The following is a 12,317-nucleotide window of genomic DNA, read 5'->3' on the forward strand; positions in this document are numbered from 1 at the left end:
TACTACATCCTCTTCATGCTGCGACGAAATTGAAATGCCCGATAACCGGCACATGGTCGGAGGGCTTTTCCCAGCTGCGCACATGCTTTTCGATCTCTGTCGAGACAAGCCGATCGGTGGCCTCCGCCGAGAGCAGAAGGTGATCGATGCGAATGCCGTTGTTCTTCTGCCAGGCTCCTGCCTGATAATCCCAGAACGAGTAAAGCTTCGTCGCATCCGTCGTGGCACGGACCGCATCGGTCAGGCCCAGATTTTCCAGGGCTTGGAATGCGGCGCGGGTTTGTGGCAGGAAAAGCGCGTCCGTGGCCCAGACCGCCGGGTCGAAGCAATCATGCGGATGCGGAATGACATTATAGTCACCTGCCAAAATAAGCGGTTCTTCCAAGGCAAGCCGATCTGCTGCAAAGCGTTGCAGCCGGGCCATCCAAGCCAGCTTGTAGGGGTATTTCACCGGATCGTCGGAGGGATTGCCGTTGGGCAGGTAAAGCGAGCAAACCCGCAACACGCCATCCGCCACCGAAAATACACCCTCGATAAAGCGCGCCTGTTCATCAGCCTCATCGCCGGGCAGGCCGCGATTGACCTCATCTGGCCTGATTTTTGACAGTAGTGCGACGCCGTTGAACCCCTTCTGCCCATGGGTTTCGACGTGATAGCCCAAAGCCTCGATCTCGGCGCGTGGAAAGCCTTCATCGACGGATTTGATTTCCTGGAGACAGACAATGTCAGGCGATGAGCTTTCCAGCCATTGGCAGAGATTGGCAAGGCGGGCTTTCACGCCATTGATGTTCCAGGTGGCAATTTTCATCGGCAGGCTTCCCTTGGTTCAGGCCCCGGTTCTAACGGAAAGCCTGCCGTTTGCCACGGAGAATTATACCGAACCCACAAAAGCCTCACATGGCAAAGCTGGTGCCACAACCGCAGCTGGCCACAGCATTGGGATTGGTGATCTGGAAGGACTGGCCCATCAGGTTATCGACAAAATCGATTTCCGACCCGGCCATGTAGACCAACGATACCGGATCGATCAGCAGCGTGGCGCCATCGCGCTCAATCACCAGATCGCCGTCCTGCGGGCCTTGATCCAGGTCGAATTTATAGGAGAAGCCGGAACAGCCGCCACCTTCAACAGAGACGCGCAGAGCGTGCTTGTCCTGTTCGCTGGAAACGATTTTGGCGATACGCTTGGCTGCATTTTCCGAAACTGTAACTGTCTGCGTGGTCATTTTTGCCTCCTGACGGGTTCAAGGCCCGTAGAAACCTGGGGTTTGTCTATTTTTTCCTGTCAACTTCGCGGCGAAGCAGCAAAAATTGGCAGGAAGTTAGGTCATTATAAAGAGGAAGCCGGTGCCTTGCACGGGATTTTCCTATAGGTATGAACCATAGGCGAAAGCGTCAATGGGCAGGATGAAGAGCAGGCATGACAATCGATAGAAATGCATTGGGATTCGGTGTTGGAGAACGGGCGATTTTTGCTGCCGATCCCTGGAATTCGCGTGGGCGCCTCTATCCGGAAGGCGGCAGCCTGACCCGGTCCGATTTCCAGCGCGACCGCGACCGCATTGTTCATACGACAGCTTTTCGCCGCCTCAAGCATAAGACGCAGGTTTTCATCGGCCCCGACAGCGACCATTACCGCACCCGGTTGACCCACACGATCGAAGTGGCGCAAATTGCCCGGGCGCTGGCCCGCGCCTTTCGTATCGATGAGGATCTGGCCGAAGGCGTGGCTCTGGTGCATGATTTCGGCCACACACCGTTTGGCCATACCGGCGAGGATGCGCTGCACGAATTGCTGGAACCCTATGGTGGCTTCGATCACAATGCCCAGTCGTTGCGAATCGTCACCAAGCTGGAGCGCCGCTATGCCGAATTCGATGGCCTTAACCTGACCTGGGAAACGCTGGAAGGCCTCGTCAAGCACAATGGGCCGCTGATGAATGCGGACGGCGAGGGGACGCGCGGACCGGTGCCTTTGCCCATAACTGAATATTGTGAGATGCAGGATCTCGATATTGCCAGCCATGCCAGCCTGGAAGCCCAGGCTGCCGCAGTGGCAGACGACATTGCCTATAATACCCATGACATCGATGACGGTCTGCGCTCCGGCTATCTGACGTTTGATATGCTGGAGGATGTGCCGTTTTTGGCCGGTCTGATGCGTGATGTGCGCGACCGTTATCCCAATCTGGAGGCCGACCGGTTTACCCATGAGATCATGCGCCGCCAGATCACTCGGATGGTCGAGGATGTGATTGCGGTGGCCCAGGAGCGGCTGACCCGGATTCGCCCGATGTCGGCTGACGATATTCGCCAGGCAGGTGAAACCGTGATTACCTTTTCACAAGAAATGGCCGAGACCGACCGACAGATCAAGAAACTGCTGTTTTCGAAAATCTACCGCCATCCCGATATCATGCGCATTCGCGCTGGCGCGGCCCAGATCGTCACGGACCTCTTCAAGGCCTATATGGCCGATCCGACCTTGATGCGCAGCGACTATTGGGTGGAGCATACGGCAGGGCTGGAAACGCCTGCCAAAGCCCGCCATGTCGGCGATTTTCTGGCCGGGATGACCGACACCTATGCGGTGCGTGTCCACCGGCAGCTGTTTGACCATACACCCGATTTGCGCTAGGCAGCGGGCGAAACGCCGCCTGTTGGGCTGGCTTCGACCTGCATCTGTCTGGATTGATCCTCATGAACCTGTTCGCCGATTTCGAAAATCGAATCAAAACTGCGCTGGAAACCCTTGATCTTGTAAAGGAAAAGCGAAGCGAACTGTCGTTCGACCGGATCGTCGTCGAGCCGCCGCGTGATGCGAGCCATGGCGACGCCGCAACCAATGCGGCGATGGTTCTGGCCAAGCCGCTGGGCGTCAGCCCCAGGGTTCTGGCCGATCTGATCGGCGAAAAACTCAAGGAAGATGCGGATATTGCCGAGGTTTCCGTGGCCGGTCCCGGCTTCCTGAATATCCGCTTGTCCGTTGCCTATTGGCAGCGGCTGCTGGCCAATGTGATTGCTGGAGGCACGGATTTCGGTCGCTCGCAAACAGGTGCTGGCCGCAAGGTCAATGTTGAATATGTCTCGGCCAATCCGACGGGGCCGATGCATGTTGGCCATTGCCGGGGTGCCGTGGTCGGCGATGCGCTGGCCAATCTGCTGGCCTTTGCCGGTTATGGCGTTACCAAGGAATATTACATCAACGATGCCGGTTCGCAGATCGACGTGCTGGCCCGCTCCGTTTTCCTGCGTTACCGGGAAGCGTTGGGTGAAGCTGTCGGCGAGATCCCGGCTGGGCTTTATCCTGGCGATTATCTGATACCGGTCGGCGAGGCGCTGGCCCAGGAATACGGCGTGCGTCTGCACAACATGCCGGAAGAGCAGTGGATGGAGATCGTCAAGGATCGCGCCATTGATGCAATGATGGTGATGATCCGTGAGGATCTTGCCGCACTCAACGTGCATCACGACCTGTTTTATTCCGAGCGGCAATTGCATGCCAATGGAGCCGCCGCCATCCGCACTGCGATCAACGATCTGACCTTCAAGGGCCATGTCTATCGCGGTACGCTGCCGCCGCCGAAGGGGCAATTGCCTGAAGATTGGGAAAATCGCGAGCAGACGCTGTTTCGCTCCACCGAAGTCGGCGACGATATCGATCGTCCACTGATCAAGTCCGATGGCAGCTATACCTATTTTGCCGCCGACGTCGCCTATTTCAAGGACAAGTATGATCGCGGTTTTGACCGGATGATCTATGTTTTGGGTGCCGACCATGGTGGCTATGTGAAGCGGCTGGAGGCGGTTGCCAAGGCTGTGTCCGAGGGCAAGGCCAAGCTGACCGTGTTGCTCTGCCAGCTCGTCAAGCTTTATCGCGATGGCGAGCCGGTCAAGATGTCGAAGCGGTCGGGCGATTTCGTGACGTTGCGCGACGTGGTCGAGGAAGTCGGCCGCGATTCGGTGCGCTTCATGATGCTTTACCGCAAGAGCAGCGAGCCATTGGATTTCGATTTTGCCAAAGTGACGGAGCAGTCCAAGGACAATCCGGTCTTCTACGTGCAATATGCTCATGCCCGGTGCATGTCGATCTTTAGGCAGGCGCGCGAAGCCTTCGGCGATATCGACCTTTCTCCGGATGTTCTGGGGGCAGCCGTGACCGGTATTACCGAGCCGAGCGAAGTGCAATTGATTGCCAAGCTTGCGGAATATCCGCGAATCATTGAAGCTTCGGCCCAGTCAATGGAACCGCATCGCATCGCATTTTATCTTTACGATCTGGCTAGTTCGTTCCATGCTCACTGGAATAAGGGCAAGGATCAGCCGGAATTACGATTTGTTAACGATAAAAACCGACAATCAAGTCTTGCCAGACTTGGGCTGGTGCATGCTGTCGCTTCTGTGTTGCAGTCCGGACTGGCCATTACCGGCACGGATGCTCCGCAAGAGATGCGATAGTATCGTCACCAATTCCCCACATTGCGCTGGCAAGCCGATGGTCGCGTAGCGAGTGGAAGTGTAGGGTTATGGTGCAAAAACAGGCTGCATATAGCAGGGATCCAGCAGGCAGTGCGTTTGCGGACGACGATCCGTTGGCAGAGCTGGCCCGTCTCGTCGGCTACGATGCGCCGGTGGCGCGTCGTGATCCGCCCATGACTCAGAATATGACTCCGCCTGCGGCACCCGAGCCGCACCGGCATTCGCCAGCGCAGGATCAGGTCAATTTGCAGGACGAGCTGCTTCAGGATCTCGATGGTTACGTCGATGCGCCTGCCTATGTCGGCGTGTCCCAGCCGTCAGCCGGGTATTCCCATGAAGCGGTATCGGCGCGCGAGCCGGTGTCATTCGGTGGCGTCGAGGCTCCTGCGTCAACCGGGTCTTCTGCTTCGGATATATCCCTTGCCGATGAACTTGAGTGGTCGGTTGGCGATGTGGCAGTAGAACCGCCATCAGCGCGTTCCGGTGGTGCCGATCCAACCGAAGGCTATGGGCGTCATCGTCTGCCGCTTGCCAACTTTAATCCGGTCAGTGCTGCTACCTCGCGTTCCAGTGCTGCTCGCCATGAAGAGCAGGTCCGCCAGAGGCACGAGCCGGTGATGGAGCCTGCGCAGGTTGATGTGGCGCCGCCTGCCGTCCACGCTGCCCCTAGTGTCCGCCAGGAGCCTGATGCTCCGGAGATGGAGCAGGATTTTGATTTCGGGTTCAGCCCCGAAGCGTCGCGATCACCAGTACAGGCAGCGCCCACGCAGGACGCTTTCGCCCAGCGCCGTGAACCGCCGCTTTTCCAGCCTGTTGCCCATTCGGTTTTCGCAGGCGCGCCGCTTGCCCCGCCATCGCGGGAGGTTCCGAGCTTTTTCGAGGCCCTGGCGCGCAATGAAGAGGTGGAAGCTCGGCCCGTCGCAGCTTCTGCCTATTCGGTGCAAGAGCCTCGATTCGAACCTCAGGCGGCGTCCCCAAGCCTTGACCATCAGCGCCCTGACCATCAGCGCCATGACCATCAGCCCGAGTTCAAGGACGAAACATCTGTCGCCCAGCAGGAGGCCGATCCTTTCGGTGGCGATTTTGATTTCGATCTCGAAGATATCGAACTCGATCTTTCCGAGCTGGAGGCTGACTCTGCTCCGCCGGTGACAGAGCAGAGGCCGCCGCAGCCCGTGGCAGCCGCTGTTGCTGGTCCTGCCGCATTTCAGCCGTCCCGTCCGGCAGAGGTCGCACCTGTTCAGGCGGCAGCGCCCATTGCTGAACCGGCGCCGCAGCATGTGAGTGAACCCGTTCCGCTGCCGTTTGATGCTGCCGAAATTTCCGATCAAGACGAACACCTGGAAGCGGTCGCGCATCTGGACGTTCCCGATTTGCCGCCGGTGGAAGATGCCGCGCCTGCCACCTATCGGCAGGATTATGATTTCGATATCGATTCCGAACTGGCAACATTGCTGGATCAGACGGTGGAGCCGCGCTCGGCGTCTGCGCCATCAAAGCCGGCGCAGGCTGTGGCCGCAGCGGCTGTTGCTGCTCCGGTAGCGCCTATGCCGCCCTTGGCCGAGCAGGTCAAAAATATGCCCAGCGATGATTTCGACGTGTTCGAAAAGGCGCTGGAGGAAGATTTCCGCAAGAGCCTCGATGGTCCCCATAGTTTCGGTGCCAAGCCCGGTGGGCCTGTGCCGATGCCGTTGGAAGCAGAGGACTATGACGATTACGAAGAGCCGCGCGGTTCGCGCCGCTGGGTGGCGATGGCTGCCGCAGCGGTGGTCGTGCTGGTTGGCGGTGGCGGCGTCTATGCCTGGATGAAGACCAGTGGGGGTGAAACGTTCAGCTCCAACGAACCGAAAGTGGTGATGGCTGACAAGGGGCCGGTCAAGGTCGTGCCTGCCGATCCCGGTGGTAAGGCGGTTCCGAACCAGAACAAGGCCGTCTATGACCGCGTGTCTGGTTCGACCCCCGACCAGCCGCAGCAAAAGAGCCTGATCTCTTCGCAGGAAGAGCCGGTTGATGTTGCCCAGCGCACGCTGGAGCCTGACAATCTGCCCCTGGAACAGGAATCAGAGGCTGACAATGCCGGTATGAACGGGGCTGGGATGAGCGGCGATGCGCCACAGACGGGCCAGAATGGCCAGCCGGGCGATCCCGCCAAGCAAGGCGACCAGCAGAGCCTTTCGCCGCGCAAAGTGAAAACCATGATTGTGCGGCCAGACGGCTCGCTGGTTGCGCAGGAAGCCCCGGCCCAGTCGCCTGCGACTTCCCAGCCATCGACCGCGCAAGGTGGCGCTCCTCAACCAGCGGCGGCCCAGCCGGGCTCTGCGGCTCCGCAAAGCGTGGAACAGGCCATGGCCTCTGCGGATACGGCAACGGCTGCACCGGATGCAGCCCAGGATAGTGCAGGCGTTCCGGCTCCCAATATGCCAGTTCCGCGCAACAGACCGGCGTCTGCCCCAGTGCAGACGGCTGCGGCGGCTGCCAAGAGCCCAACGCCTCCTGCTGCTACGCCTGTCTCAGCCTCTCCTGCTTCGGCCAGCACGGCTGCAAGCTCTGGTGGTTATCTGGTGCAGATTTCTTCGCTGCCAAGCGAAGCCGATGCTCAGAAAAGCTACAAGAACCTGTCGGCTAAATTCGGCAGCGTGATCGGTGGCCGGGGCGTCGACATCAAGGCCGCCGATATTCCGGGCAAGGGCACCTACTACCGTGTCCGTATCCCGGCTGGCAGCAAGGATGAAGCCGTGTCGCTCTGCGAACGTTATCGCGGCGCTGGCGGAAATTGCATGGTGGTGCGCTAAAGGCATAGGGGAGCCTTTTTACGGTTCCCTTTGATTGAATGTGACTTCGTTTCAGGGCGCTCTTCTCAAAGAATAGCGCCCTTTCTGCTGCTTTTTCCGTGGATTCCTGTGCATGATCGGCAGTTTTCCCTCGGCTTTTCGCAAAGCTGGACTATTGTCAGACAATGACCCACGCAAAAGCAATGATTTTGGGCTGTTCTGGCCCGGTTCTGACCCCTGATGAGCAGGCTTTCTTTAAGGAGCAGCAGCCCTGGGGCTTCATTCTGTTCGGGCGCAACTGCCTTGATGGCGCGCAGATCAGCAATCTGGTTGCGCAGATGCGCGACACGGTTGGCGGGCGCAACGCGCCAGTGCTGATCGATCAGGAGGGTGGGCGCGTTCAGCGTATCCGCGAGCCGATGTGTCCGCGCTATCCATCGGGTGCCGAGATCGGCGCGCTTTACCGTCAGGACAAGGAGAAAGGGCTTCGCGCCGCCTGGCTGATGTCGCGGCTGCATGCCTTTGACCTTTTGCGCTATGGTATCAATGTCGATTGCCTGCCGGTGCTGGACGTGCCGGTTGAAGGGGCCAGCAATGTGATTGGCAACCGCGCCTATGGTTTCGATCCGGAAACGGTCGGGGCATTGGGCGAGGCGGCGGCGGCGGGGTTGAAGGCGGGCGGTGTGCTGCCGACCGTCAAGCATATTCCCGGTCATGGCCGGGGCATGGCCGATTCTCACCATGAATTGCCGGTGGTGACAGCATCTCGGGCCGAGCTGGAAGCGCATGATTTCCCGCCTTTCCGGCGTCTCAACGGTGAATTGATGGCGATGACCGCGCATGTGGTCTATTCTGCCTATGACCCAGATTATACGGCCTCGACCTCATCCATTGTCGTGGATGAGGTGATCCGCGGACTGATCGGGTTCCAGGGGCTGCTGATGAATGACGATCTCTCCATGAATGCTCTGAAGGGGACGATTTCCGAGCGGGCAGCGGCGGTGGTTGCTGCTGGCAACGACGTTCTGCTGCATTGCCACGGCATTATGGAGGAAATGGTGCAGGTTGCGGAGCGCGCTCCGGTATTGGCCGGAGCGGCGCTTGCGCGGGCAAAGGCTGTCGAGGCGGCCTTCGGCGGTAACGACGGCGCCGATGAACAAGCGATCCGTGAGGAGTTTGCCTCTCTGATGGCGGTGGCTTGATGGCAGAGCCTGTCGCACCCGCTCCGGCTTCCCCCGCTCCGGCTTCCAATGTGAAGGGCGGCACCGCCACGCCGATGGAGAAGCTGTGGCAGGGCGATGCGGCGATTGAGCGGGCCAGCGATGATCCGTCTCTGGTCATTGACGTGGCTGGCTTTGAAGGCCCTCTGGATCTTTTGCTGTTTCTGGCCCGCAATCAGAAGGTCGATCTGTCGCGGATTTCGGTTCTGGCGCTGGCTGAACAATATCTGCTGTTCGTCGAAGAGGCCCGCAGCATCCGCATTGAGCTTGCCGCCGATTATCTTGTTATGGCGGCTTGGCTTGCCTATCTGAAATCCCGGCTGCTGATTCCCCAACAGGCCAAGGACGACGAGCCGTCCGGCGAGGAAATGGCCGCAGCACTGGCCTTCCGGCTGAAGCGGCTGGAGGCGATGCGCGATGCGGCTGGAAAGCTGGTCAACCGCAACCGGCTGGGCCGCGATATCTTTCAGCGTGGCGCGCCGGAGCATGTGCCGGATCGAGTGAACTCGGCCTTTGAGGCCAGTCTCTACGACCTTCTCTCTGCCTACGCAAATCTGCGCCAGCGTCAGGCCTATACGCAGGTCACCATCGAGCGGCGCACAGTCTGGTCGCTTGTTGACGCCAGGACGCTGCTCAACCGGATGATTGGCGAGATCAGCGACTGGACGGCGCTGGACGCCTATCTGCTGCAATATCTGGCCGATCCCACGGAGCGGGTCACGGCGATTGCCAGCGCCTTTGCCGCTTCCCTGGAACTGGTGCGGGAAGGCAAGCTGGAAATTCGCCAGGCGGGCGCTTTCGAGCCGATCTATATGCGGGGCGGCAAGGGCCGGGATGCGGCGGGCATGTTGGTGCCTCATGCGGATGGTGGTCAGGCGTGATGGCAATGACAGGCGACAATCAACCGGATGACGACGACGCCAAGGATGGGGCAGGCGGGCTTGCGACCATACGGGAGCGCGAGGCCTTGCGCATCGTCGAAGCACTGGTGTTTGCCTCGGCAGAACCGGTATCGGAAGGTTTTCTGGCCGAGCGCCTGCCACGCGGCACCGATATTGGCGAGATGATGAAGGCGCTCCAGGCTGATTATGCGCCGCGCGGCGTCAATCTGGTGCGGGTTGATGGGCATTGGGCATTTCGCACGGCTGCCGATCTGGCCTTTGCCATTCGCCGCGAAGACAATGAGGTGCGGAAACTGTCGCGAGCGGCGCTGGAAGTGCTGGCGATCATTGCCTATCACCAGCCGGTCACACGGGCCGAAATCGAGGATATCAGAGGTGTGCAGACCTCCAAAGGCACGATCGATGTCCTGCTGGAGGCTGGCTGGGTGCGGTTTCGCGGTCGTCGCCGCACGCCGGGCCGACCTGTGACGTTCGGCACGACTCGCGATTTTCTCGATCATTTCGGGTTGGAGGAGTTGCGCGATCTGCCGGGCATGGAGGAATTGAAGGGGGCAGGGCTGCTGACCGGTCGCATCCCGGCGAATTTCCATGTGCCGATGCCAATGGATGGTGATGCGCTTGGTGAGGACGAAGACCCTATTACTCAGCTTGATCTGGAGGAACTGGGCCTGCTGGCACCCGCCGATGCCCGTGATGCATAATCTGTTGTTGAGCTTGGACTGTAGAAATGCCCATAAAATCTGCGGGACTGTTGATGGGGCGGCGGCGGTATCTTGCCTCCCGTCATTTCCCATGCCAATCAGGTAAAAGATTTTGTAATTTGAAAAAGATGCACAAACATCTTACATCGGTAATACCGATCAATAAGGAGTGGGGACCATGGGTTCTTTCAGTATGTGGCATTGGCTGATCGTTCTGGCGATTGTGCTGTTGTTGTTTGGCCGCGGCAAGATCCCGGAACTGATGGGTGACGTTGCCAAGGGCATCAAGAGCTTCAAGAAGGGCATGTCGGATGACGATACGGCCCCTGACGGGACGCCTAAGCCCGCTGATCAGTCGAAGACCGTGGACCACCGGGCTGACGATCACAAATAGCCATGCGTGCAATTGAATGAGGCCGGGGCCGATGGCGCCGGTCTGTTTCTGGAATGGGTCGCCGCTTGGCCGACGGCTTCAGGAGACTGAAGAATGCTTGACATTGGCTGGAGCGAATTGCTGGTCATCGCGGTCGTGCTGATCGTTGTGGTTGGTCCGAAAGACTTGCCGCCCATGCTGCGGGCCTTTGGCAAGATGACGACGCGGTTGCGCAAGACGGCGGGCGAGTTTCGCGCCCAGTTCGACGAAGCCCTGCGCGAAGCTGATATGGATGATGTGCGCCGCACGATCGATGATGCCCAGCGGCTGAACCCCGCCAATGCGTTGCGCGAGGCGATCAACCCGCTGCGGCAGATGGGGGCTGATATCAGATCCGATCTCCAGCGCTCGACGCAGGTGGATCATTTCCCTGAAGATGAGAGTAGCCGTCTGCCGCTGGCGGATGAACCGGCCCGGCCGATGACGGCGGAAGATCTTCCACCACTGGCACCGCTGGGCGACACTTTGGCAAAGCCGCAATTGCCGGGTTCGGCTGCTGCCGCACCTGTGACAGCACCGGTCGTCAAAGCTACCGAAACCGTTACCCCAGTGGAAAAAGCACCGGTGAAACGGGTGCGAAAGCCAAAGTCGGACGTCGCGGCGCCTGAAGTGCTGACGTCTGAAGTGTCGGCGCCTAAGGTAGCAAAGACGGCAAAAGCCACGAAAGCCAAGGCTGTTTCCAAGCCAGTCAAAAATCTAAAACCAGCGGCCGTCACCGCGCCGATCACGCAGGCGTCTGTTGATGCGGATATTGCTGTTTCGGATTCGTCGCCGAAGACGACGACGCGCACCAAGCGGCCAGCAACGACAAAGGTTTTACCGGAAACGGTTGCCGTGCCAGCATTGAAAAAGAAAACCGTGTCCAGGAAGAAGACTGTCCCTGGTGAGGCGACGGCCAGCCAGCCTGAGTCGCGTGCGCCAGACACTGAAAAGCAAGACACCAGCAAACAAGACACTGGCAAGCAAGAGACTGGCAAGGGTGAAGCATGAGTGACGACATTGAGGACAAGCCGCAGCCGCTGATCGAGCATCTGATAGAGCTGAGGACGCGGCTGATCTGGTCTTTGGGTGCGTTTTTCCTGGCCTTCATCGTCTGTTTTTTCTTCGCCAAGCATTTGTTCAATCTTCTGGTCATCCCCTATAAATGGGCGGTGATCTGGGCGCATCTGGATGTCAGCAAGGCGGAGCTGATTTATACGGCACCGCAAGAGTTTTTCTTCACCCAGGTCAAGGTGGCGATGTTTTCTGCCATGGTCATCGCTTTTCCGGTGATTGCCGCGCAGATCTACAAGTTCGTGGCACCGGGCCTTTATAAAAACGAGCGTCAGGCTTTCCTGCCTTTCCTGGTTGCCTCTCCGGTCCTGTTCCTGATGGGGGCGGCGCTGGTCTATTTCTTCTTTACTCCGATGGTGATGTGGTTCTTCCTGGCCATGCAACAGGCGCCGGGGGAGGGTGACGTGGCGATTTCGCTGATGCCGAAAGTTTCGGAATATCTCAGCCTGATCATGTCTCTGGTCTTTGCCTTCGGTCTTGTCTTCCAATTGCCTGTGGTGACCACGCTTCTGGCCCGGGTTGGAATCATCGACAGCAAATGGCTGGCCGAAAAGCGCAAATATTTCATCGTCATCGCCTTCATCGTCGCGGCAGTGCTAACTCCGCCTGATCCGATGTCCCAGATCGGTCTTGCACTGCCCACCATCCTTCTCTACGAAGTCTCGATCTATGCGGCAAAGCTGGTGGAACGGGAGCGGTCGAAGAAAGCTGCGGCAGAGGCCAGTACTTCCACCGAGGTGAAATAGCCTGCGTCAGAA

General features: G+C 59.0%; 10 protein-coding genes and 1 pseudogene. 9 read left to right on the forward strand and 2 right to left on the reverse strand.

All coding sequences use genetic code 11. From position 1 onward, the window contains the following. Positions 1–13: 13 nt before the first annotated feature. Together xth and erpA are read right to left on the reverse strand one after the other, a co-directional pair. Positions 14–808, reverse strand: coding sequence for an exodeoxyribonuclease III (xth, locus tag IEI95_RS16250; RefSeq protein WP_156536240.1), 795 nt, complete (start codon positions 806–808; stop codon positions 14–16). An 85-nt stretch (positions 809–893) separates the two neighbouring features. After that, a complete protein-coding gene (erpA, locus tag IEI95_RS16255; RefSeq protein WP_070150521.1) occupies positions 894–1,226 on the reverse strand; it encodes an iron-sulfur cluster insertion protein ErpA in 333 nt (110 codons plus the stop codon). A gap of 194 nt (positions 1,227–1,420) precedes the next feature. Here erpA and IEI95_RS16260 point away from each other — a divergent pair, with 194 nt between their 5' ends. The 9 genes and pseudogenes from IEI95_RS16260 (at position 1,421) to tatC (ending at position 12,305) form a co-directional block, all read left to right on the forward strand. After that, the gene (locus tag IEI95_RS16260; RefSeq protein ID WP_156536239.1) at positions 1,421–2,638 is read left to right on the forward strand and encodes a deoxyguanosinetriphosphate triphosphohydrolase; all 1,218 of its coding nucleotides are present in this window, start codon (positions 1,421–1,423) and stop codon (positions 2,636–2,638) included. Between the two features lie 62 nt (positions 2,639–2,700). Further along, positions 2,701–4,458 (forward strand): arginine--tRNA ligase, encoded by a 1,758-nt coding sequence (gene argS, locus IEI95_RS16265; RefSeq protein WP_194416762.1) that lies wholly within the window; start codon positions 2,701–2,703, stop codon positions 4,456–4,458. Positions 4,459–4,526: 68 nt separating this feature from the next. Then, positions 4,527–7,271, forward strand: a complete 2,745-nt coding sequence (locus IEI95_RS16270) for an SPOR domain-containing protein (protein WP_194416763.1) — start codon at positions 4,527–4,529, stop codon at positions 7,269–7,271. A 164-nt stretch (positions 7,272–7,435) separates the two neighbouring features. After that, entirely contained in the window at positions 7,436–8,452 is a 1,017-nt protein-coding gene (gene nagZ / locus IEI95_RS16275) for a beta-N-acetylhexosaminidase (RefSeq protein ID WP_156536236.1), read from the forward strand. Positions 8,453–8,526: 74 nt separating this feature from the next. Continuing rightward, positions 8,527–9,351, forward strand: a complete 825-nt coding sequence (locus IEI95_RS16280; RefSeq protein ID WP_194417314.1) for a segregation and condensation protein A — start codon at positions 8,527–8,529, stop codon at positions 9,349–9,351. Positions 9,352–9,356: 5 nt separating this feature from the next. Next, positions 9,357–10,073, forward strand: coding sequence for an SMC-Scp complex subunit ScpB (scpB, locus tag IEI95_RS16285; protein ID WP_194416764.1), 717 nt, complete (start codon positions 9,357–9,359; stop codon positions 10,071–10,073). A gap of 178 nt (positions 10,074–10,251) precedes the next feature. Continuing rightward, entirely contained in the window at positions 10,252–10,467 is a 216-nt protein-coding gene (locus IEI95_RS16290; protein ID WP_015916340.1) for a twin-arginine translocase TatA/TatE family subunit, read from the forward strand. A gap of 93 nt (positions 10,468–10,560) precedes the next feature. Then, positions 10,561–11,217: pseudogene (gene tatB, locus IEI95_RS29455) on the forward strand (Sec-independent protein translocase protein TatB); the annotation flags it as partial. A gap of 275 nt (positions 11,218–11,492) precedes the next feature. After that, entirely contained in the window at positions 11,493–12,305 is an 813-nt protein-coding gene (gene tatC, locus IEI95_RS16300; RefSeq protein ID WP_015916338.1) for a twin-arginine translocase subunit TatC, read from the forward strand. Positions 12,306–12,317 lie beyond the last annotated feature (12 nt).

It is taken from the genome of Agrobacterium vitis (assembly GCF_014926405.1).
Lineage (GTDB): Bacteria > Pseudomonadota > Alphaproteobacteria > Rhizobiales > Rhizobiaceae > Allorhizobium > Allorhizobium vitis_H.